This is a genomic window from Haloterrigena turkmenica DSM 5511, assembly GCF_000025325.1.
In the GTDB taxonomy this organism is placed as follows: Archaea; Halobacteriota; Halobacteria; order Halobacteriales; family Natrialbaceae; genus Haloterrigena; species Haloterrigena turkmenica.
In genome coordinates, this window is the sequence record NC_013743.1 from 667,253 (window position 1) to 689,078 (window position 21,826).

At 66.1% G+C, this 21,826-nt stretch carries 24 protein-coding genes and 1 pseudogene; 14 read left to right on the top strand and 11 right to left on the bottom strand.

Going from position 1 to position 21,826, the window contains the following annotated elements:
• Window positions 1-27 precede the first annotated feature (27 nt).
• The gene (gene tmk / locus HTUR_RS03200; RefSeq protein WP_012941856.1) at window positions 28-645 is read right to left on the bottom strand and encodes a dTMP kinase; all 618 of its coding nucleotides are present in this window, start codon (window positions 643-645) and stop codon (window positions 28-30) included.
• Window positions 646-744: 99 nt separating this feature from the next.
• On the opposite strand from tmk, the gene HTUR_RS03205 reads away from it, so the two are divergent.
• The 3 genes from HTUR_RS03205 to cofC all read left to right on the top strand — a co-directional run bounded on the left by HTUR_RS03205 (window position 745) and on the right by cofC (window position 3,940).
• Complete coding sequence (locus HTUR_RS03205) at window positions 745-1,665, top strand: complex I NDUFA9 subunit family protein (RefSeq protein WP_012941857.1); 921 nt, start codon at window positions 745-747, stop codon at window positions 1,663-1,665.
• A 253-nt stretch (window positions 1,666-1,918) separates the two neighbouring features.
• A complete protein-coding gene (locus HTUR_RS03210; protein ID WP_012941858.1) occupies window positions 1,919-3,097 on the top strand; it encodes a tubulin/FtsZ family protein in 1,179 nt (392 codons plus the stop codon).
• Between the two features lie 147 nt (window positions 3,098-3,244).
• A complete protein-coding gene (gene cofC, locus HTUR_RS03215) occupies window positions 3,245-3,940 on the top strand; it encodes a 2-phospho-L-lactate guanylyltransferase (protein ID WP_012941859.1) in 696 nt (231 codons plus the stop codon).
• Window positions 3,941-4,007: 67 nt separating this feature from the next.
• Here cofC and HTUR_RS27200 read toward each other — a convergent pair whose 3' ends face one another.
• Entirely contained in the window at window positions 4,008-4,166 is a 159-nt protein-coding gene (locus HTUR_RS27200; protein ID WP_012941860.1) for a hypothetical protein, read from the bottom strand.
• Window positions 4,167-4,318: 152 nt separating this feature from the next.
• Here HTUR_RS27200 and cofG point away from each other — a divergent pair, with 152 nt between their 5' ends.
• On the top strand, window positions 4,319-5,500 hold the full coding sequence (gene cofG / locus HTUR_RS03220) for a 7,8-didemethyl-8-hydroxy-5-deazariboflavin synthase subunit CofG (RefSeq protein ID WP_012941861.1): 1,182 nt from the start codon (window positions 4,319-4,321) through the stop codon (window positions 5,498-5,500).
• 131 nt (window positions 5,501-5,631) lie between these two features.
• The gene (locus tag HTUR_RS25400) at window positions 5,632-6,171 is read left to right on the top strand and encodes an Hsp20/alpha crystallin family protein (protein WP_012941862.1); all 540 of its coding nucleotides are present in this window, start codon (window positions 5,632-5,634) and stop codon (window positions 6,169-6,171) included.
• An 80-nt stretch (window positions 6,172-6,251) separates the two neighbouring features.
• On the opposite strand, the pseudogene HTUR_RS03230 reads toward HTUR_RS25400, so the two are convergent.
• The 3 genes and pseudogenes from HTUR_RS03230 to HTUR_RS03240 form a co-directional block, all read right to left on the bottom strand.
• A pseudogene (locus HTUR_RS03230) lies at window positions 6,252-6,470 on the bottom strand (nucleoside deaminase); the annotation flags it as partial.
• 116 nt (window positions 6,471-6,586) lie between these two features.
• Window positions 6,587-7,966: a 7,8-didemethyl-8-hydroxy-5-deazariboflavin synthase subunit CofH gene (cofH, locus tag HTUR_RS03235; RefSeq protein ID WP_012941863.1), complete on the bottom strand. Its 1,380-nt coding sequence runs from the start codon at window positions 7,964-7,966 to the stop codon at window positions 6,587-6,589.
• A 49-nt stretch (window positions 7,967-8,015) separates the two neighbouring features.
• Entirely contained in the window at window positions 8,016-8,813 is a 798-nt protein-coding gene (locus HTUR_RS03240; RefSeq protein ID WP_012941864.1) for an alpha/beta fold hydrolase, read from the bottom strand.
• Between the two features lie 187 nt (window positions 8,814-9,000).
• On the opposite strand from HTUR_RS03240, the gene HTUR_RS03245 reads away from it, so the two are divergent.
• From HTUR_RS03245 to HTUR_RS03260, 4 genes are all read left to right on the top strand, one after another.
• A complete protein-coding gene (locus tag HTUR_RS03245) occupies window positions 9,001-9,291 on the top strand; it encodes a hypothetical protein (RefSeq protein ID WP_012941865.1) in 291 nt (96 codons plus the stop codon).
• A 210-nt stretch (window positions 9,292-9,501) separates the two neighbouring features.
• Window positions 9,502-10,521, top strand: coding sequence for a phosphoribosylaminoimidazolesuccinocarboxamide synthase (locus HTUR_RS03250; protein WP_012941866.1), 1,020 nt, complete (start codon window positions 9,502-9,504; stop codon window positions 10,519-10,521).
• A 159-nt stretch (window positions 10,522-10,680) separates the two neighbouring features.
• Entirely contained in the window at window positions 10,681-10,887 is a 207-nt protein-coding gene (locus tag HTUR_RS03255; RefSeq protein WP_012941867.1) for a hypothetical protein, read from the top strand.
• An 85-nt stretch (window positions 10,888-10,972) separates the two neighbouring features.
• Entirely contained in the window at window positions 10,973-11,254 is a 282-nt protein-coding gene (locus tag HTUR_RS03260; RefSeq protein ID WP_012941868.1) for a MoaD/ThiS family protein, read from the top strand.
• Window positions 11,255-11,441: 187 nt separating this feature from the next.
• Here the strand turns inward: HTUR_RS03260 and HTUR_RS03265 are convergent, their stop codons facing one another.
• Window positions 11,442-12,758, bottom strand: coding sequence for an acetamidase/formamidase family protein (locus tag HTUR_RS03265; RefSeq protein ID WP_012941869.1), 1,317 nt, complete (start codon window positions 12,756-12,758; stop codon window positions 11,442-11,444).
• Window positions 12,759-12,866: 108 nt separating this feature from the next.
• Between HTUR_RS03265 and HTUR_RS03270 the strand changes: the two genes are divergently transcribed.
• Together HTUR_RS03270 and HTUR_RS27205 are read left to right on the top strand one after the other, a co-directional pair.
• Window positions 12,867-13,340, top strand: a complete 474-nt coding sequence (locus HTUR_RS03270; RefSeq protein ID WP_012941870.1) for a DUF2267 domain-containing protein — start codon at window positions 12,867-12,869, stop codon at window positions 13,338-13,340.
• Between the two features lie 105 nt (window positions 13,341-13,445).
• Window positions 13,446-13,604 (top strand): DUF7576 family protein, encoded by a 159-nt coding sequence (locus tag HTUR_RS27205; protein WP_012941871.1) that lies wholly within the window; start codon window positions 13,446-13,448, stop codon window positions 13,602-13,604.
• 109 nt (window positions 13,605-13,713) lie between these two features.
• Here HTUR_RS27205 and HTUR_RS03275 read toward each other — a convergent pair whose 3' ends face one another.
• Entirely contained in the window at window positions 13,714-14,664 is a 951-nt protein-coding gene (locus tag HTUR_RS03275) for a formyltetrahydrofolate deformylase (RefSeq protein WP_012941872.1), read from the bottom strand.
• 318 nt (window positions 14,665-14,982) lie between these two features.
• Here HTUR_RS03275 and purS point away from each other — a divergent pair, with 318 nt between their 5' ends.
• The 3 genes from purS (at window position 14,983) to HTUR_RS03290 (ending at window position 19,230) form a co-directional block, all read left to right on the top strand.
• Complete coding sequence (gene purS, locus HTUR_RS03280; protein ID WP_012941873.1) at window positions 14,983-15,234, top strand: phosphoribosylformylglycinamidine synthase subunit PurS; 252 nt, start codon at window positions 14,983-14,985, stop codon at window positions 15,232-15,234.
• Window positions 15,235-15,927 (top strand): phosphoribosylformylglycinamidine synthase I, encoded by a 693-nt coding sequence (purQ, locus tag HTUR_RS03285; RefSeq protein ID WP_012941874.1) that lies wholly within the window; start codon window positions 15,235-15,237, stop codon window positions 15,925-15,927.
• A 144-nt stretch (window positions 15,928-16,071) separates the two neighbouring features.
• Window positions 16,072-19,230 carry a PAS domain S-box protein gene (locus tag HTUR_RS03290; RefSeq protein ID WP_012941875.1) on the top strand — a complete coding sequence of 1,053 codons (3,159 nt, stop codon included), beginning with the start codon at window positions 16,072-16,074 and terminating at the stop codon, window positions 19,228-19,230.
• A gap of 50 nt (window positions 19,231-19,280) precedes the next feature.
• Here the strand turns inward: HTUR_RS03290 and HTUR_RS03295 are convergent, their stop codons facing one another.
• From HTUR_RS03295 to HTUR_RS03310, 4 genes are all read right to left on the bottom strand, one after another.
• Window positions 19,281-20,378, bottom strand: a complete 1,098-nt coding sequence (locus tag HTUR_RS03295; protein WP_012941876.1) for an archaeosine biosynthesis radical SAM protein RaSEA — start codon at window positions 20,376-20,378, stop codon at window positions 19,281-19,283.
• A 77-nt stretch (window positions 20,379-20,455) separates the two neighbouring features.
• On the bottom strand, window positions 20,456-20,713 hold the full coding sequence (locus tag HTUR_RS03300) for a HalOD1 output domain-containing protein (RefSeq protein WP_049941582.1): 258 nt from the start codon (window positions 20,711-20,713) through the stop codon (window positions 20,456-20,458).
• 100 nt (window positions 20,714-20,813) lie between these two features.
• Window positions 20,814-21,482, bottom strand: a complete 669-nt coding sequence (locus HTUR_RS03305; RefSeq protein WP_012941878.1) for a helix-turn-helix domain-containing protein — start codon at window positions 21,480-21,482, stop codon at window positions 20,814-20,816.
• Window positions 21,483-21,602: 120 nt separating this feature from the next.
• The gene (locus tag HTUR_RS03310) at window positions 21,603-21,791 is read right to left on the bottom strand and encodes an HVO_0649 family zinc finger protein (protein WP_049941583.1); all 189 of its coding nucleotides are present in this window, start codon (window positions 21,789-21,791) and stop codon (window positions 21,603-21,605) included.
• Between the last annotated feature and the right edge of the window lie 35 nt (window positions 21,792-21,826).

The window sequence follows — 21,826 nt, forward strand, 5'->3', positions numbered from 1 at the left end:
CCAATCTACTGTGACAGTTCGGTCGACTCAGGCCGACTCGAGGCCGGACCCCTCAAGCGCCGACTCGAGAGTCCCTAACACCGCTTCGAGCACCGCGTCCGGCTCCTGGGTCGCGTCGATGCGGACGAACCGGTCGGGCTCGCGCTCGAGGAGTCGCTCGTAGTTGTCCCGGACCGACTCGAGGTAGTCGACGCGTTCGAACTTGTTCGTCGCGCCCGCGCGCTCGGCGGCCGTCTCGGGATCGACGTCGAGATAGATCGTCAGGTCCGGCGGGATCGAGAACGGTTCGTGGACGTCGACCACGTACTCGAGGTGGTCGTCGACGGCGAGGCGGTCGGACGCCTCGAGGGTCGCCCCCTGGTAGGCGAATCGGGAGTCGGAGTACCGATCGGAGAGCACGAGGTCGCCGGCCTCGAGGGCGGGTTCGATCACCCGCGAGAGGTGGTCGGCGTGGTCGGCCGTGTAGAGGAACAGTTCCGCCAGGGAGTCGGCGTCGTCGTCGCGGATCGAGCGATAGACCGCGTCGCCGTACCAGGAGTCGTTCGTGGGTTCCCGCGTGAAGACTGCGTCCGGATACCGCTCCTGCAGGGCCTCCCAGACCGTCGTCTTGCCGCTTCCGTCCAGTCCCTCGAGCGTGACCAGCATACTCCCACGTCGTCGGGTGGGCTATTACAATCCATCGAGACCGACCGCCAAACCACGGAGGCGACCAACTATTTATCGCTGCGTCGTCATCTCTCGGGTATGAAGATCCTCGTCGCCGGCGGTACCGGTTTCATCGGCACGAATCTCTGTACGGAACTCAACGACCGTGGTCACGAGGTGACGGCGCTGTCACGCAATCCCAGCGACGCCGACCTTCCTGCCGGCGTCGAGCGAGCCACGGGCGACGTCAGCGCCTACGACTCGATTGCCGAGACGGTTGCGGACCACGACGCCGTCGTCAACCTCGTCTCTCTCTCGCCGCTGTACCAGCCCCCGGACGAGGACGCCCACGAGCGGGTCCACCTCGGAGGCACGGCAAACCTTGTCCGGGCGGCCGAAGACGGCGACGTCGATCGGTTCGTCCAGATAAGCGGGCTTGGGGCGGATCCGGACGCCGACACCGAGTTTCTCCGTACCAAAGGTGAGGCCGAGGCCGTCGTCAGGGACTCACACCTCGCGTGGACGATCGTCCGCCCCTCCGTGGTCTTCGGCGACGGCGCCGAGTTCCTCGAGTTCACGAAACGGCTGACGACGCCGTACGTGACGGGGCTTCCCGGCGGCGGGAAGACGCGGTTCCAGCCGATCTGGGTCGGCGATCTGGTTCCGATGCTCGCCGACGCCCTTGCGGACGGTACCCACGTCGGCGAGACCTACGAGATCGCCGGCCCGCAGATCGTCACGCTCGCGGATGCGACCGAACTGTCCTACGCGGCTGAGGGGAAATCCGTCTCCATCGTCTCGATCCCCATGTCGCTGGCGAAACTCGGCCTCTCCGCGATCGATCCCGTCCCGTTCCTCCCGTTTGGCGCGGATCAGGCGCGGTCGCTCGAGATGAGCAACACCGTCGTCTCCAACGACGTCTCCGCGTTTGGCGTCTCCGAAGACGAACTGACGACGCTCGGATCGTATCTCGGCGTTGACGCGGCCGGTCGACGGAAGCCGTCCCGACCGTCGCCGTGATCCGCGCCCGAGTCGGGATCGCCGACCGGCGATTGTCCCCCTGATTTACGGCTGGACCAGTCGGCCCAAACATTTAATATAAAACACAGTCGCTTCATCGTTCACGATGCGTTTCTCTCGTGAAAGTGCGCAGACGAGACCGACGCCTGCTTGCGATTTTCGCGAACTCCAAAGGAGACGAGAAATTCAGTTCAACAAAAGACTTATGTCCTTGATCACTCTGTACCAATTCAACGGAGCCCCCTGACAAACTATGAAGCTGGCGATGATCGGATTCGGACAGGCCGGTGGCAAGATCGTCGATCGATTCCTCGATTACGACGATCGGACGGGTAGCGGAATCGTCCGTGCGGCGATTGCCGTTAACTCCGCGAAAGCGGACCTCATGGGCCTGAAGAATATACCACAGGAGAATCGAGTACTCATCGGCCAGGCCCGGGTAAAGGGCCACGGCGTGGGTGCAGACAACGAGCTCGGCGCGGAAGTCGCCGAGGAAGACATCGACGAGGTGCAAAACGCCATCGACGCGATTCCGACCCACGAGGTCGACGCGTTTCTGGTCGTCGCCGGGATGGGCGGCGGGACCGGATCCGGCGGTGCGCCGGTGCTCGCGAAGCATCTCAAGCGGATCTATACGATCCCCGTCTACGGGCTCGGCGTCCTGCCGGGCACGGACGAAGGCGGAATCTACACGCTCAACGCGGCCCGGTCGTTCCAGACGTTCGTCCGCGAGGTGGACAACCTCATGGTCTTCGACAACGACTCGTGGCGACAGACCGGCGAGTCGGTCGAAGGCGGCTACGAGCAGATCAACGAGGAGATCGTTCGACGGTTCGGCATCCTCTTCGGCGCCGGCGAGGTCGGCGACGGTCAGGAGGTGGCCGAATCCGTGGTCGACTCCTCCGAGATCATCAACACGCTCTCGGGCGGCGGCGTCTCCACGGTCGGCTTCGCCAGCGAGGAGGTCGATCTCAACACCGGCGGGGGTCTGCTCTCCCGGTTTACCGGCGACGCCGGCGGCGACGACAATCTCGACGCCGCGAACACGACCAACCGCATCACGAGCCTCGTCCGCAAGGCCGCGCTCGGACGACTGACCCTGCCGTGTGAGATCGAAGGCACCGAGCGCGCGCTGCTCGTGCTCGCCGGCCCCTCGGAGTATCTCAACCGGAAAGGCATCGAACGCGGGCGGAAGTGGCTCGAGGAGGAAACCGGCAGCATGGAAGTCCGCGGCGGCGACTACCCCCGCGAGGAGCCGGAGGTCGCCGCAGCAATCCTGCTTTCGGGCGTGACGAACGTCCCGCGGATCAAGCGCCTCCAGCAGGTCGCCATCGAGGCCCAGGATAACATCGACGACATCCAGCAGGAAAGCGAAGAGAACCTAGAGGAACTCGTCGAGGACGACGAGGACGAACTCGAGCCGCTGTTCTAGGCTCGCTTTTCTTTCGACACCCGACGGCGCCAGCGACCGCACTCGTGTCGGGGGGCACGACGGGGGCGTGGCCCGTTAGTGTACCCGAACCCGAACTCGAGTCCGAGTTCGACGTGCTTTTGCCCCCGTCGGGACTAGCGTCGATCGATGCAGGTCGTCGTCCCGTTCGCCGCGACGGAGCCGAAGACCCGGCTCGCCGACGTCCTCACGCCCGCGGAGCGGACGGCGTTCGCACGCGCGATGCTCGCGGACGTCCTGACCGCGGTCGTCGAGGCGGGCCACGAGCCGACGGTCCTCGCGACGGCGCCGCTCGACCTCGAGACGCTCGACCTCGAGGCCGCCGTTCGAGACGCGGGCTCGGTCGCGGTCGACGACCGACCGCTCACCGAGGCGGTCAACGCGCGGCTGCCCGAGCGCGGCGACGGCGGTGACGACGGCACCCATATCGACCCCGTGGCCGTCGTCATGGCCGACCTCGCGCTGGCGACCGCCGACGCGCTCGAGGCGCTGTTTTCCGCCGCGGCCGACGTCGCGGTCGTCCCGGGTCGGGGCGCCGGGACGAACGCGCTCGTCGTCGACCACCCCGAGTTTCGGGTCGACTACCACGGCGCGTCCTACCTCGATCACCGCGAGATCGCCCACGACGTCGGGGCGACCCTCGAGACGGTCGATTCGTTCCGGCTGGGGACCGACATCGACGAGCCCGCGGACCTCGTCGAGGTGCTCGTCCACGGGACCGAGACCGACCGCGCGCCCGCCCGGCTCCGCGAGTTCGGGTTCGAACTCGAGCGAACCGACGGTCGCGTGACCGTCGCGCGACTCGAAGAGTCCCGGCCGAAGTAGCGCTGTCGACGGACGGCGTTGTCACTCGTCGATGCGTGTGAACTCGAAATCGGACGGCTGAGAGGCCTCACTCGGTCGCCGGGTCGGCTTCGGGACGGGACCACGCTCGGATCCGATCCGAGTACGCGCCGAGGCCGAGCCCCGAGATAAACGTCAGGAGGCTGGGAACGAGGATCCACAGGAGGTCGGGATGTTCTGTACCGGTGTGAAGTGCGATATCGAGCATACGGATCCCCCTTTGCCGGACCACTGACGTAATACAATCGGTTGCCGCCCTTATCGCCGCCTGCGACTGTGATCGGCCGACCTCCTCCACCGCGCTCGGCGAGCCGTCCGGAAGTGAAGGGCTTATGTATCGAGCGCCGGGATTCGGAGGTAATGTTCCCCGGGGCGAGCGAGTACGGCGTCGACATCGCGGTCGACGACGCGGCGGTCGAGGACCTCCTCGAGGTCACGCCCGCCGACGTCGACGCGCCGCCCGCGCTGACCTTCTCGCGAAACGTCTTCGTGCCGCTGACGACGGCCTGCCGCTACACCTGTACCTACTGTACCTACTTCGATCCGCCGGGACAGGCCTCGCTGCTCTCTCTCGAGGAGATTCGCGAAATCTGCCAACGAGGGGCCGACGCGGGCTGTACCGAGGCGCTGTTTACCTTCGGCGACGACCCCGACGAGCGCTACACCGAGATCCACGCGCAACTCGAGGAGTGGGGCCACGACTCCATCCACGAGTACCTCCGCGAGGCCTGCGAGGTCGCCCTCGAAGAGGGGCTGCTCCCCCACGCCAACCCGGGCGATCAGACCCGCGAGCAGCTGGCCGAGGTCGCCGACGTCAACGCCAGCATGGGCGTGATGCTCGAGACGACCGCCGAGGTCCGCGCCCACGGCGGCCCGCGCAGCAAGGAGCCGGGTCAGCGCCTGCGGACCATCGAGAACGCCGGGAAACTGGACGTCGCTTTCACGACCGGGATCCTCGTCGGCATCGGCGAATCGTGGCGCGATCGGGCCGAGAGCCTGCTCGCGATCCGCGAACTGCACGACCGCTACGACCACATCCAGGAAGTGATCGTCCAGCCGGTCGTCGACAACGAGCGCTGGTCGGAGGGGTCGCCCGACCTCGCGACGATGCGCCACGTCACGGCGATGGCCCGCGTCGCCCTTCCCGAGGAGGTCTCGGTCCAGGTGCCGCCGAACCTCGCACGCGCCGAAGAGCTAATCGACTGCGGCGTCGACGACCTGGGCGGGGTATCGCCCGTGACGGACGACCACATCAACCCCGAGTACGAGTGGCCAGCGCTGCGCGAACTCGAGGAGATCGCCGCGTCCGCCGAGCTACCGCTGGGCGAACGGCTGCCGGTCTACGAGCGATTCCTGCCCGCGGATCTGCGCACGGACGGGTTCGACGGCGTGGCCGCCGACGGAACTGCGTATGCGAACGACGGGCGAGATCCGAACGTAGACCGCGAGTGGATCTCACCGACGATTCGGGAGGCACTCGAGGCCGACGACGAGGCCGGGGAGCGCTACCGGCGCGTACTCCGTCAGGAACCCGACGAGTAACGATCGCTTGCAGTAACCGTTCATCCGAGTTGTGCCGGATAGCTTATAGTGAACTGGGCGCTATGGTCCACCATGGTGTGTCATACCATGTCAATGCTGATCGACAGTCGGAACGTGAGGGGTGATTCCCGATGAGCGAAGAACGGTCGGACGAGAACGGGGACGAGGACGACCCTCCCCCGTCCCGATCCGACGACGAAGAAACGGATCCGAGCGGCTTCCACCTCGATGCCGGGTTACGGCCGTTGAGGGATCTCCTCGGACATCTGGTCGAAGTCACCGTCACCGACTCCCCGCCGCCGTCGGAAGAGACCACCGACTGGTCGTCCGTGGACGACGACTCATCGGGGCGATCCGTGAGCGAACCGAGCCAGCCGGTTGACCACGACACGAATCGGCCCCGAAAGAGGCGCCGGCGCACGTCGCCGTCCGACGGATACCTCGTCGACACCCGACGCGAAGACGGGGAGTTCGTCGTCACCGCCGATATTCCTGATGCGAGCAGGGACGATCTCTCCATCGGGATCGATCCCCGGACGAACGAACTGGTAATCGGCGTGGCGGGAACCGCCCTCGAACGCATCGATCCGCCCTGGCGGTCGGTCGAGGCAACGAAGGTATGGTTCAACAACGGCGTCCTCGAGGTTCGACTGCGGCCGGACGGGTCGTAACCGCGCCGGCCCGCGCCGTTCGCGCTCGCTGCCGGCGGCGAGTGCTATCACACGGTACTCGAGTCGACGTCCGCACCGCGCTAGAAGAACTCCTCGTGGACCGCTATCCCTTCTTCCTCGAGGATTGGACCCGCTACTGTCGTCGAGCCATCGGCCCGGTCGACGACCTCCTCGCAGGGGATCTCGATCACGCCGTCGCCTCTGAGTTTCGCGAGCGAGTCGACGGAAACGCTGTAGACGACCCGGCCGAGTCCCGCGTAGACGATCGCGCTCGCACACATCGGGCACGGCTCGGTGCTGGGTCCCTTTCGGCGCCGGCGTTGAAACGATCCCTCTCGTCGCCGACTGGTGTGGTGGACTGTGGGTCTCGGTTCCCTCGAAGTCGAGGCCGCCGTTCGCCACCGGACTGAACGACTCAGTCGTCGGCCGGTAGCGCCCGCTCGGCGCGTTCGTCCGCGGTGAGCAGCGGCGTGCCGTCGGCCTTCGGCCCGAGTTGCGGACCGAACGGCGGGTCCTCGGAGTCGATGACCCGTCGCGTCTCGTAATCGGTCGATCGCTCGACCGGGACGCGGCCGATCGAGGAGATCATCTCGACGTAGTCCTCGAACGAGCGGAACTCGCCGTGCTCGCCGCCGGCGCGGGTCGTGATCTCCTCGGAGAGGATCGTCCCCATGTAGTCGTCGGCGCCGCAGGAGAGCATCTTCAGCCCCTGTTCGTCGCCGTACTTGACCCACGAGGACTGGACGTGGTCGACGTTGTCGAGGAAGAGCCGCGAGACGGCGATCATCAGTTCGTCCTCGTCGATGCTCGCGCCGCTCGAGACCACGTCGTGTTCGAACAGCGGCGTGTTCTGGTGGATAAAGGAGAGGGGGACGAACTCGGTGATGTTCCCCGTTCGGTCCTGCAGATCGCGGATCCGTTTCAAGTGTAGCGCGCGGTGTGCCTCGTTCTCGACGTGGCCGTACATGATCGTCGCCGTCATTCCGAGGCCGACGTCGGCGGCGGCCTCCATCGCCTCGAGCCACTCCTCGGTGCCGATCTTGCCGGGACAGATGACGTCGCGGACCTCCTCGACGAGGATCTCGGCGGCCGTCCCGGGCACGGTGTCGAGGCCGGCGTCTTTCAGCCGTCGGAAGACCTCCTCGTAGGACCAGTCGGTCCCGCGGCGGGCGTGGTAGGCCTCCTCGGGGGTCATCGAGTGGACGTGGACGCCGTCGACGCTCATCGCCGAAATCTGGTCGACGTAGGTGCCGGGGCTCGTGACGTAGCGTTCGGGCGGCTTGTAGTTGATCTCCTTTGGCTCGGGGTGGGCCTCGAGGATCTCGCGGTGCTCCGCGTCGAGCGCGAATGCGGGGTGGAGACCGGAGACCGAGGTGACCTCGTAGATGCCCCGTTCCACGGCGTCGGCGACGATTTCGCGGGACTCGTCGGGCGTCTTTGTGAAGCCGGCGGTCTCGACCTCGGCGTCGCGCTCGAAGGTGTGGGCGGCGTCCTTGAAGTTACAGAACAGACAGCCCACGTTACACGCGGTCGTGACGTTGTTGTTCAGGTTGGCGACGAAGGTGACCTCCTCGCCGACGTCCTCGGCGCGCCGGCGATCGGCGGCCTCGAGAACTCGCTCCTTGCGCCGCTGGTCGATGCCCTCGCTGTCGGTTCCCGTCGTGAACAGCTCGATGGCGTCGTCGACCGTTAGCCGGTCGCCGTCGCGCGCCTTCTCGAGTGCGTTCTCGAAGGACTGGTCGGTCTGGGGGACGTGGTCGAACGTGAGGTCGGCCTCGGTCACCGGTCGCTCCATCGGCGTATCAATGCCGGTACAGTGAGAAAAGGATGATGGATCGCTTCCCTCACGACTCGTCGAACGCCTCGCGGGCCGTGGCGGAGAGGATCACCCGCGTGGCCTCCTCGGGGGCGTCCCAGTGCGGGTAGTGTCCGCTGCCTTCGAACCAGTAGAGTCGCGCGTTGGGGAATCGGTTCGCGGCGCGCTTGGCCTGTCGCGGGAGGGTGACCCGATCCTTACGACCCCAGCCGATCACGACCGGTCCCGGCGTCGACTCCGTTCCCGGCTGACCGGGTCCGAAGGCCAACCGCCGCAACAGTTCGTCGAACGACGGCGACTCGGCGAAGGTCCGCATCTCTTCGCGGGCGACGTCGGCCGGGAGGTCCCAGGGTCGCGCCGAGAGCTGCGCCAGGAGCAGGGTGCGACCCGCGGCGCTGCTCACGAGTCGATCCATCACGGGCTGCAGCGAGCGGACGAGACGGATCGACGGGGCGAGCGTCGCGTAGAAGAAGTACCGTTCCCAGCCCGTCCAGAACCCGCCGGGATCGAGCGCGACGGTCGCGCCGACGTCGCCTCGACGCGCGAGTTCGAGGACGAGCCGTCCGCCCATCGAGTTCCCGACGACGTCGACCCTCTCGAGATCGTGCGTTTCCAGAAACGACGCGACGGCGTCGGCGAGGGTGTCGATCGAAACCTCGCCGGACAGCGGCGGCGTCTCGCCGTGGCCGGGGAGATCCACGGCGATCACCTCGCGCTCGGCGGCCAGCCCGTCGAGAACCGGCGTCCACGTCCGCCAGCTTCCGCCGAGCCCGTGAACGAGGAGCAGTGGCTCGCCGTCGCCGCGACGAATGTGATCCATTTCCATACGCGTCGAAGGAGCGCCAGCCGTGTCGAAGTTTTGCACCGATACGGACGGGAAGAGCGCGAAAATTTGTCGACTCGCGGACGGACCGGTGTCGCGTCAGTCCTCCGGTCAGTCGTCGGACGGTCCCGCGGTCCGTCCGTCGAACGCAGGTCCCGGAGTTATCGGCGGTGGCCGCGAACGATCGTCTATGAGCTCACGGACGCCGGAGGAGTGCACCGACCTCGCCCTCGACGAGGGGGCCGACGAAGCGAAGCGCGCGGGTGCGATCCGCGAACTGAAGACGGCCAACGAGTGCGACGAACTCGCGGATATCGTCCGCACGGAGCCCATCGCCGACCGGTACCGACGGCAGGCGCTCGAGGCGCTGGCGACGCCCCAGTGCGATTCGGCCCTTCGACATCTCGTCGAGGACGAGGTCCTCGAGGAATCGCTGCAGCGGGACGCGGAGGAGCTGCTCGAGACCGTCGACGGCGAGTGAACGAGGTCTCGGTGGTCGATCCGGACGCCGGTTCGACGCCGCGTTCCTCTGACCGGGGGTTGCTGCGCGATACTGAAACCTTCTTAGGGGCCGGCCACGGCAACTGGGATATGAACTGCGGCGGCGGACACGTCCTGAGGTGTCTCGCATGACTGCTCTCGCAGCAGAGCTGCTCAAACACCACGTTCGGAACCATCGGAGGTGTCTCACGTGACGAGTGTCAAGGAGTTCCGGATCGAGGAGGAAGCGAACGCCGAGGAACTCGGCGCAGGGTCGTTCGTCTTCACCGACGCCTACTCCGTCTTCGACTGGGGCCAGATGCCCGATCGCATCCCCGATAAGGGCGCCAGCCTCTGTACGATGGGCGCCTTTAACTTCGAACTGCTCGAGTCCGAGGGCGTCCCGACCCACTACCGCGGAGTCGTCGAGTCGGGCGAGGTCGTCCCGCTCGAGGACGCCTCGAGCCCGCCCTGGGAGATGGCCATCGACCTCACGCAGGTCCCCGACCTCCCCCACGAGGGCCGGGAATACGATTACGACAGCTACCACGAAGCCGCGGGATCGAATTACCTCGTCCCGCTGGAGATCGTCTTCCGGAACCGCGTTCCCGTCGGCTCGAGCCTGCGCCACCGGACCGAGCCCGCAGACCACGGCCTCGCGTTCGACGAGTGGCCCGACGAGGCTGTCGACCTCGAGGAGCCGATCGTCGAGTTCACGACGAAGTACGAGGAGAGCGACCGCCAGCTCGACCGCGCCGAGGCCGACGAGATCGCCGGCCGAGCCGACATCGAGGAGCTCGAGTCCCTCGCCCGCGAGGTCAACCGAATCGTCACCGAGCAGGCCGAGTCGGCCGGACTGACCCACGAGGACGGCAAGATCGAGTGCCTCTACTACGACGGCGAGATCCGCGTGGGCGACGTCGTCGGCACGTTCGACGAGAACCGCTTCAGCTACGAGGGCACTCAGCTCTCGAAGGAGGTTCTTCGGCAGTACCACAAGCGCACCCAGCCCGACTGGGTTCAGGCCGTCGACGAGGCCAAGGCCGAGGCCAAACGGACCGATGTCGCCGACTGGAAGTCGCTCTGTGACGAGAAGCCCGAACCGCTCGACGAGAGCGTCATCGAGACCGCTCGCGACCTCTACTGCGCCGGCGCCAACGCCTACACCGGCCGGGAACTGTTCGACGCGCCGCCGCTCTCGAGTGCGATCGGCGCTGTCAGGCGGCTCTAGTCTGGGCGGACTGCGACTGGCCGGCCGTTCTCGGATCGACGACCGACTCGTCGAGCGGAGACCGCTGCCGGCGAAGTGAGGGCTGTGATAGCAATCCGCACTCGAGTTCTGAGAAGTAACCCTCATATTGGGGGCCGAAACACATTCGAGCGAGCGCAAATGTCTCTCACCGCCAGCGGAATCGCAGCGGGTATTGTCCTGTTCAACCTCACGGCCGGGATCGGTACCGTCGCGAGCGCCGTACTGGGGCTGTTCGTCCTCGTGATGCTCTACTTCACGCTCGCGTCGGCGTTCTCCTCGGACTGGTCCGGCCGGGAAGAGGCGGCGGCGACGAACGCGACCGGCACCGAACCCAGCGACGACTGACGACCGATTCGATTTCGATTTTCGCGACCAGACGAACAACGACCCGCGTCACGTTCTATATGTTTTCCGTCGCTGAAAGGGGAGTATGGAAACCGAGATCACGGTCTACGGGCCGCTCCGGAGCGCGACCGGCGAGAAGACGGTCTCGCTCGAGTGGGCGGGCGGCACCGTCGCGGACGCCATCGCGGCGTTCGTCGACGCCTATCCGCGAGCGGAGTCACAGCTCTACGACGGTGAGACGGTGCGGCCGAGCGTCAGGGTGACAGTCGACGGCGAGCGCGCGGCCCTCAAGGACCCGATCTCGGCCGACGCGTCGCTGACGCTGATGCCCGCCGTTCAGGGCGGTTCTCGAGACGGTCCGCTATGATTCGGACAATTGGGCGATCGAGACACTGCTCACGTGGCAACTAGGGAGGCCACACCCTCCCCAACCGATTCGCTCGGTCACTCCGTTCCCTCGCTCATCCCTCGCACGATATCGAATCGGGGTTTGTCAGTGACTCACCCCGATTCAGCGCGCGCCACCGCAGTACGACCACCGAGCCGTTTCTCGCCTACAGTCCGTACTGATCACGCACTAGATGCGCCATGCCCCGCTCCTCGAGTACGTCCAGCGGCGCGAGCATATCGAGCTGTACCACGCCCGGCAGCCGCCCGATCTGGACGCCGCCGGTGAACGTACACCGCGAGCGGATCTCGCCTTCGCTCATGTCCAGCAGCTTCGTGGCGCGGTCGAAGGCGTTCTGCGTGGCGTCGTTGACCGTCGCGCCGGAACCGATCACCTGAATCGGGCCCATGTCGTCTTCGATATCGACGCCGTGTTCGGCGCCGAGTTCCGCTCCCGCTTCGCGCTCCTCGTCGCTGTAGGGTTTGCTGATAAAGGGCAGGTCTTCCTCGGGCGGCAGCAGGACGGGCCCATCGAGTTCGAGGTCCTCGATGACCTCCACGTCCATCGTGACGGTCCCGCTCACGTCGGTCGTATGCAGGGAGAGTTCGCCGTCGCCCTGGTTCGCGTGGAGGTCGCCGACGTAGACGCCGGCGCCGTCGACCTTGACGGGACAGAGTAGCGTCGCGCCCGGCCGGACCTGCGGAATGTCCATGTGGCCGTCCGTGCGGGCCTCGAGTTCGTCTTCGCTCTCGACGCCGTAGTCGTGCTCGGCGCCGATGAGGTACTGGCCGAAGTCGCCCGCGTTGTGCGAGTCGGGCATCGTGATCGGCGGCGTCGTCCCGACGTTCCCGATGAACGGGCGCAGCCGCCCCAGCGTGCCGGGCATCTCGCCGGGCTCGTACAGCAGGATGGGGTGTTGGCGGGAGTTCTCGGGGATGTCCATCACCTCGTCGGCGTTCTCGGCGAGTTCGTGGGCGGCGTCCTCGTCGAGCGTGATCCCGACGGTGTGGTCGTCGTCGAACGCGACCGTATAGCCGTACTCGAAGCCAAACGAGGAGGCGTTCGCGCCGCACTCCGCACATTTGATCGCCTCCTCGCCGGTTCCCTCGACGACCGTCTCCGGCCACTCGGTGCCGCACTCCGGACAGCGGTGATCGACGAACGGATCGTCGTAGAACGCGTCCTCCCGCTCGGCCATCGAGCCCGTGCTCGTGGCCATACTCGTCACCTCGACGTCCCGGATATGGAGCGCGACGGCGTCGCCGACCTCCGCGCCCTCGACGCGGATCGGGCGCGTGACCTCGTGGCCGCCGCGGAACTCGGGTGTCACCATGGGCCCCCAGCAGCCCGGCGGCGTGTACGTCTTTATCGTCCCCCCGTCCGCGACGGTTCCGGCCCACTCCTGATCGGGCCCGACGAGGCCGAGCGTGTACCGATCGACGGACAGTTCCTCTCGGACTTCCCGCTCGTCTTGCTGTGACATACCACACGAAACTACGACGGAGACCGCGATAAGCCTACTGTCGCCGGAAGCCGCATTTCGAACCCGTTACTCCTTGATTTTGACAATCGTAGCCCGCGCTTGCAATCGATGGCAACGCCGGTAGTGGCGGGGACCGCGTCACTAGCGATCGGTGGTGACCGAGACGGACGAATCCGACTTCCACGACCGCGTCGCGCAGTCCAGCGAGATCGACGAAGTGGAACCGATCGCGAAAGCGACCGCTCCCGGTTCGCTTCGCTCACCGGTCGCTGTCTCCGTGGCGCGTGGCGCCACGCTCTCGAGACCCTCGGCGAGACGCTCTCGAGCGGGCAGGCCGAAGACGTCGCCGAGTACCTCCTCGAGGGATACGCGTCGACGCTGACGGACGCGAGCGAGCGCGCCGGCGACGCCGAAAGCGATACCGATGTCGAGCCCGACGACGCCGAGCAGTTCGCCGAGGCAGTTACCGACGCCGTCGCCGCTGCGCTCACGGAGGGCGAGGTCCGAGACCTCAAGTCCCAACTCGACGACGATCTCCACCCGCTGTTCGAGGATGTGACGGTCGACCCCGAGCAGCTCTGAGCGGGTTTTCGCCGTCAGATGGCTTCAACGGGCGGATCTATCGGCCGGTGGCCGTATCAGCCGCGATAGGTGCGTTCAAGTGGGTCTTGTCCCTTCAGTCACCTAATGGCTGATTCGACGGACGAGGACTCACAGGAGTGCCGCGTGTGTGGCGACACCGTTGCATCGTCTGCTAACTACCGCGTCGTGACCGCCGTCGAGGACGGCGAGACGGTCTACAAACACTTCTGTAGCGGCGACTGCCTCGAGAGCTGGGAGTCGTAGTTCGCGGACTCGAGAACGAACTTGAACTTCGCGGACTCGAGAACCGAAATCGGACTGCGGACGGACGGGGTGTGGGAACTTCCCGTCTACTCCCGGCCGATCCGACTCGTTACTGTTCCTTCGCGACGACGTCGCCGATGCCGTCGACCGGTCGGTCCGGCGTGACCTCGTCGATCTCCTCGGGGAGGCCGAGCTGGTACTCGCTCTCGTTCTCCCGGACCGAGGTCCGACCGCGGTGGACCGAGACGTCGCCGTTGAGGTGGAGTTTGACCGCCTCGAGTAGGGCGTCGGCTTCGAGGGGCTGGCCGCGGCGTTTCATCTCCTCGATGTCGGCGTCGTCGGGGACGTCGAACGCGCGCTGGGTGATGATCGGCCCCTGATCCAGATCGGTCGTCACGTAGTGGGCGGTGACGCCCGCGACGCGGACGCCCTCCTCGAGAGCCTGACGGTACGCTTCGGCCCCGGGGAACGCGGGCAGCAGAGAGGGGTGGACGTTGATGATGCGGTCCTCGTAGCGGAAGACCACGTTGGGCGAGAGGATGCGCATGTACCGCGCGAGCACGATCAGGTCGACGTCGTACTCGGCGAGCAGGTCGAGCAGTTCGTCCTCGTTTTGCTGGCCCTTCTCGTCGCCGATGTCGTGGAAAGGGACGTCGTAGTGTTCGGCCAGCGGCTGGAGGTCGTCGTGGTTGCCGATGACGACGCCGATGTCGGCGCCGAGCTCGTCGTTGGCCCACGCCTCGAAGATGGCCTCGAGACAGTGGCTCTCCTTCGTGCCGAGAACGGCGATCTGCTGAGTCTCGCGGTCGGCGGGGAACCGAACCTGAACGTCGAGTCCGAGGTCGTCGCCCAGTTTGCGGAGATCCTCGCGGAGCGTCTCCTGGGTACAGACCATCTCAGAGGTATCGACGGCGAGATACATCCGGAAGACGCCGTCGCGGACCGCCTGATCGAGGTCCTCGATGTTGATTCCGCGCTCGAACAGGAGGCTGGTCACGTTGGCGACCAATCCCGTGTCGTCGTCTCCGATCACGGTGATTTCAGTGATATCGGTCGTCATCGGGGCCACCTCCGCTCGAGCGAAAGTATAGTCATCAGTATGGAGTCAACGGATGGGTCGTCAAAAGTCCTGCTTTCCGTGGTTAGTTCTGAGAATACTACTGACAGGCGCACCGACACGTCCCCGCCCGGTCCCTCTCCGCCGCGCCCGACCGGTCGGGGAAAACCGACGGCTGCATCGGCTCTCGACGGTCGGTTACTGCCGAGACGAAACCCCGCGGACTCGCTCTCGGTCTCGTCCGACCGGGGAGTATCCACGAACGTGTATTACGAATTCAAGACGAAAGCGTTTTTGAGCACGGATACGGGGGTACAGGTAATGACCGCCTACACCGCGACGGTGACCGTTCGGCTCAAACACGGCGTCCTCGATCCCGAGGCAGAGACGACCCAGCAGGCCTTAGAGCGGCTGGGCTTCGACCTCGAGGACCTGCGTTCGGCGGACCGCTTCGAGGTCGATCTCGAGGCCGAATCGGCCGAGAGCGCCCGCGAGCGCGCAGACGAGATGGCAGAACGGCTGCTGGCGAACCCGACCATCCACGACTACGACGTGGAGGTCGACGAGCGGTAGATGACGGTTTCCATCGTTCGCTTCGGCGGCTCGAACTGCGACCGGGACGCCGAGCGCGCCCTCGAGCACCTCGATATCGACGCCGAGATCGTCTGGCACGAGGACGGCCTGCCGGCCGACACCTCGGGGATCGTCCTGCCGGGCGGGTTCTCCTACGGGGACTACCTGCGTGCGGGTGCGATGGCCGCGCGCTCGCCGATCATGGCCGAGGTCCGCGAGGCCGCGGCCGAGGGGACACCCGTCCTCGGCGTCTGCAACGGCGCCCAGATCGGCTGCGAATCGGGCCTCACCGAGGGCGCCTTTACCACCAACGAGAGCGCCCGCTTCCAGTGTGAACACGTCTACCTTCGCGTCGAGCGGGCGGACACGCCCTGGACCGCCGCCTACGACGAGGGCGACGTCATCGAGGTGCCCATCGCCCACGGCGAGGGACGCTACGAGATCGACGACGACCGCCTCGACGAACTCGAGGACGAGGGTCGCGTCCTCTTTCGCTACTGCAACGAGAACGGCGAGACCGGGCCCGAGGTCAATCCGAACGGCTCGAAACACAACGTCGCGGGCGTCCTCGGCGAGCGCGAGAGCGTCGCCGTGTTGATGCCCCACCCCGAGCGGGCGACGCTGCCCGACGTCGGTCCGACGGACGGACAGGGGATCCTCCGCGGCTTCGAACTGGCCGAAACGGAGGCGTAGACGTCCGCTGGACCCCATTAATCACCCATTCGCCTTCCCCGTCGGAGTGCCGACCGCGCCACGACTCAATTTTTGAGTCGAGTCGAACAGTAATGACATGGCAGTTCGTTGAAGCCGGTATATCCAACTGGAGGGGACGAGCGCATGGGATCTGAAACGGGGGTCGTCTACGTCTGTCCCGCCGCCGACGGGACCGTCCGAGAACTGCGCGAACGCGTCGGTCGAGTTACGACCGTCGACGCTATCGCGGAGCGTCAGGCCGTTCTCTCGAATGCCGACTGCGTCGTCGTCGGCGACGGCTCGCCCGACGCCGATCCGGTCGAGTGCTGTCGCCGGCTCCGGGACCAGTGGTCCGACCTTCCCGTGATCGTCTTTCCGGCCGACGGCAGCGAGTCGCTGGCCGGCGCGGTCGTCGCCGCCGGCGCTGACGGCTACGTTCCCCGCGCCGACGGTGTCGACACGCTCGCGAGCCGTCTCGACGCGCTCCTCGCGGACGACGGGACCGAGACGCCGACTGTCGACTCCTCCGCGTCCGATTCGGCGACCGCGCTCTCGAGTCAACTCGAGTCGCTGATCGACCAATCGCCGTTCGCCATGATCGAGTGGTCCCTCGAGTTCGACGCTGTGAGCTGGAATCCGGCGGCGACGGAGCTGTTCGGCTACACGGCGTCAGAGGCCCACGGTCGGGCCGCGACCGAACTGATCGTTCCCGCCGACATTCGGGACGAGATCCGCAAGCACTGGGAACACCTACTCGACGGGGAGTTCGACGGAAACTCCGCGTGGCGGACCAACGAGAACGTTCGCAAGGACGGGTCGACGATCACCTGCGAGTGGCTCAACACGCCGCTGACCGACGACGACGGCGCGGTCGTCAGCGTCCTCTCGTTCGTTCAGGACGTCACCGCTGAACGCAAGCGCGCGAACGCCCTCGAGGCGCTGCAGGGGACGACCCGCGAGCTGATGCGCGCCGAGTCGGCCGACGAGATCGCGCGGATCGTCACCGATGCGACCGACCACGTCATCGACCGCCCCCTCGCGACGGTCCGGTTCCACGACGAGGATCGCGAGACGCTCGAACCCGCCGCAGTCAGCGAGACGCTCGACGAGGTCTCGGGCGAGATCGCCGCTCTCGGGCCGGGCGACGGGATACTCTGGCAGTCCTACGAGGACGGCGAACCGGCTATCGTCGAAGACGCCTGGACCGAGCGGCTCCCCTACGATGTCGGGGTCGATGTCGGCACGACCGTTTTCCAGCCGCTGGGTGACCACGGGGTGCTGACGGTGGCATCGGTCGGCGACGCCGACCTCGATCCCGCCGAAATCCACCTCGTGCACGTCCTCGCCGCGACGGCCGAAGCCGCGCTCGACCGCGCCGCCCGCGAACGGGAACTCGAGCGGACCCAGACGATCGTCGAGACGGTCGGTGACTGCGTCTACCAGCTCGATGCCGAGGGCCGGTTCGTCACCGTCAACGACACGATGGCGAAGACGTGTGACTACGGTCGCGACGCTCTCGTCGGCGAGCACATCTCGACGGTCCTCACCGACGAGAGCGTCGAGCGCGGACAGCGCCACATTCGCCGTCTCCGCTCGAACGATCGACGTATTGCGACCTACGAGGTCACGCTGGTGGGGCGCGACGGCGAACGCACCCCGGCCGAGGTCAACATGGCCCTGTTGCGCTCGGACGGCGAGATCGTGGGCTCGGCCGGCATCGCTCGCGATATCAGCGAACGCAAGCGGATGGAGCGAGAGCTGGTCAAACGGAAGGCGAAGATCGAGCGTCTTCACGAGATCGCCTCTCGCCTCGAGAACTGTCGGAGTCGACAGGAGATCTACGACTGCACCGTCGAGGCGGCCGAAGACGTCCTGAACTTCGACGTCTGCGTCGTCAAGCGTCTCGAGGGCGAACACCTCGTCACGGTGGCTCTCTCCTCGAAACTCGACGCCGAGTTCGACCGGCGGATGGGGATCGACGAGGGGATCGCCAGCAAGACGTATCGAACAGGGGGGACCTACCGGATCGACGACCTCCGGACGGCGCCCGACGCCGCGCCGGTCGACGGCACGCTGCGCTCGGTGCTGTCCGTCCCGATCGGCGACCGGGGCGTGTTTCAGACGGTCTCGAAGACGGTCGACTCGTTCAGTCGGGAGGACGAGGAGCTGGCGGAGCTCCTGTTGTCACACGTCACCGACGCGCTCGATCGACTCGCGTTCGAGGAGCAGTTGCGGGCGGAACGCGACCGGTTCGCGGCACTGTTCGAGAACGTCCCCGACGCCGTCGTCAGCGCGCGCCAGACGGCCGACGACGCGATCGTCGAGGCGGTCAACCCGGCGTTCGAACGAACGTTCGGCTACGAGGAGTCGGCGGTCGTCGATCAGTCCCTCGATCAAATCATCGTCCCGCCCAACAGGACCGCGGAGGCGGAAACGATCACCCGCCGCGGCGGCAACGGCGAGACCGTCGAGACCGAGGTCAAGCGGCGGACCGCCGACGGATTGCGCGATTTCATGATGCGCGTCGTTCCGGTCGACCGCGGCGAGTCGACCGACCACACGTTCGGCCTCTACACCGACGTCACCGACCGGAAACAACGGCAGAAGCGCGTCGAGATCCTGAACCGCGTCCTGCGCCACGACATGCGAAACGGTATGAACATCATCGACGGCTGCGCCGAGATGCTCGCCGACGCCGTTGACGACGACGATATCGAGTACGCGACTACCATTCAGGAGCGGGCTAGCGAACTCGTCTCGCTCGCCGAGAAGACCCGCACCGTCGAGCGCGTCCTGGACCGCGAGCCGACGACGACGGGGCCGACCGACGTCGCCCAGACGATCGCGGAAACCGTCGACCGCCTCGAGTCCGACTATCCCGGCGTCACCGTCTCCCGTTCGGTCCCCGACCGGCTGTTCGTCCGGATCGACGCCTCGCTGGAGACGGCGCTCTACCAGGTGCTCGAGAACGCCGTCGAACACCACGACGGGACGGCGCCGACGATCGAGGTGTCGGTCTGCGACCGGAGCGACGACGGAATGCTCTCGCTGTCGGTCGCCGACGACGGGCCCGGAATGCCCGACGAGGAGCGGGAGCTACTCCAGGGCGACCGGGAGATCACGCAACTGCGCCACGCCAGCGGGCTCGGCCTCTGGCTCGTCAACCTCGTCGTCACGCAGGCCGGCGGCCAGCTGTCCTTCGACGCGAACGAGCCGCGAGGCACCGTCGTCACGCTCGAGATTCCGCGCGCCGACACGGAGTTGGTGCAACCGACCGGGGACGAGGCGGCTACCGGCGACTAATGGGGTCGTCTCCGAACGCAAAATAGCAGAGCGTCGGCGGCGACGACGACTTAGCGAGTCAGCGGCTGGTTGAAACTCCGCTCGCGTTCCATCACGGTCTCCCAGGTCAGTTCGCACTCACAGGAGACCTGCTCGAAGACCGAGGGGTCCTGCCGGAGGTCGAAGTCCTTGATCGCCTTCTGGACGAGGTCGTCACACTCCGTGCAGTTGTGCGGTCCGCGGTCGGAGCCGTGGCCGACCGGGTCGGAGACGACGATCGCGTCGACGTCGGCCGTCTCCTCGAGCACGTGGGCGACCGACCAGAGCCACGGCGGGCGGTAGCCGTCGTTGAAGTAGAGCTCGTCGACCATCGTGTAGCGCTGGACGTTACAGGGGTTCATCGAGACGGTGTGACAGCCCTCGACGTCGGCACAGCGCTCGATCGACGAGATCATGTCGTCGACGGCCTCGGACTCGGTGAGGAACGGCGGCTTCATCAGGAGGTAGGCCTTGATCCCCGCCTCGGCGTCGTCGGCCTCGTCGTCCGCCGTCGCGGCCTCGGCGCAGGCGTCCTCGAAGTCCGCGAAGTCGAAGTACTTGTTCACGCAGTCGTGGCGGACGCGGTCGGTCGCCGTCTCGAGGCCGATCGCGATGTCCGTGTCGATCCCGTACCCGGTGAAGTCGCCGATCTTCTCACGATCGACGAAGTCCGGCAGCGACTCGAGGACGATCCGGTCGCGGTCGGCGAAGGTCTCGGCGATGGCGCGGCGGCTCTCCGCGCCGATCTCGCGCTCGTCCAGGAAGGAGCCGGAGGTGTAGATCTTGATGAGCTCGGCCGGCTCGTCGGCGTTCTCGTCTTCGTGTGCGAGACAGACGTCGATCTGGTCCATCAGCGCTTCGTGGCTGACGCTCCCGCCGTCGACGCTCTCGGCGACGTAGCCGCACATCGTACAGCCGCCGGCGCGGGCCCACCGGCAGCCCCCCGTGTTCAGAATGATCGTCAGGCTCCGCTTAACGCCGCCGGGGGTGTTGTCCTCGTCGAGCCAGACGCGGGTGGGCTCGTGGGGATCGTAGCTGGCCTCCTTGCGCGATCGGATCTCGCGCATGACCTGATTGTGGGCGTCCATGCCCTTGCCCTGCTCGTAGACATCGGGGCTCGGTTTGCTCATTACGAGGGGCAAGCAGTCCGGCGCGTAAAGCGCCTTCGTCTGGGGTCACGAGTACAGCGCTACGATAGTGGCCGGCGTCACTCGGAGACGACGACACCGCCATCTGCGCCGACGCGAACGTCGTATCCGCAGTACGTGAAGCGGATCGTCGATTCGGTCCGTGCGCCGTCGGCAGCCGACGACTGAACGAGCGAATCCAACGCGTCGGGATCGATGGTGTCGTACAGCGGGGGTAACGCCAGCGGATCGGTCTCCTCGAGCGAGGCGACCCGTTCGATGATCTCCAGACTCGGTGTCTCGCTCGATGGCTCCGCAGAGAGAGCTGGTTTACTCATTACCTGATGGTCTCCTTCGATGGTCTCGTATCTACTGTCGTATTCTTCCCCCATTTATATTGGAACGGATATTTGGGGATCGACTATCCCTCGGATCCGGTCAGTCGTCGAACAGGTGGCGAAACACTTTGGCCATGATCCGCCGCAGATGCGTCGATAGCGTCGATTGTGAAATATCGAGTTCGTCGGCGACTTCGGCCGCACTCGCGCCCTTCGGTTCGTAATAGCCCATTCGGGTCGCGGTCCGGGCGACCTCTCGCTGGCGTTCGGTGAGAGCGACCTCGGCGCGACCGCCGGAGACCGCATTCGCTCGCGATTCGGTGCTGTAAATCTTCTCAAGATCGAATCGAATGTTCTCCTCGCGACAGAACTCCCAGTAGTCGCCGAGCCGTTCTCGATCGGGCGCGTGTAATCGCAGTCCCCAGCCCCGGCCGACGGTCTGACTGGAGAGCACCTGTAGTCCGAGATCGGCGATTTCGGGGGTCGTGAACTTCGTCTCTCGGGTGTGATAGATCTGGTAGACGCGGTGGTCTTGGAACTCCATCGTCACTTCCCATTCGGCTACCGTGTGATCGGTCTCGAGCGCGGAGTCGAACGCTCGAAAGTCGCAGTCCGTTACCGAATAAAAGAGGATCGATCCGGACCGATCGGGATAGGTCAACGGTTCCGATTCCACCACTATTTCCGCGCCGTCGACGGTCCGGATCGTCGGCGTCAGTGGGAGGTCGGGGTGAGAGATCGTCATTTCGGCGATGAAGCTCTGCGTCATCGGTCTCACCTCGATGACGAGGGCACGAGACGGGAAAGTGTTGGGCTGCCACGCCGAGACGCGGCGATGGCACTCGGGCCCCCGGAGCGACCTCCGGCTGGCCGTCCGTCGCCGACCGTCCTAGTCGAGTCGCATCTCTCGAGTTTCGATCGCGTCACAGGTCGGACAGACGAACTGGTAGGTGACGCGGCTCCCGGTCGTCTGGACGCGCCAGCCCCCCTCCGTGTCGACGTAGCCACACGCCGGACATTTGGGGTCGGAGTCGAACTTCGCCTTGAGTTGCTCGAAGGGTGACCGATAGGTAGACATGTGTTTAGCTATGCTATGGCAACACATAACAACCT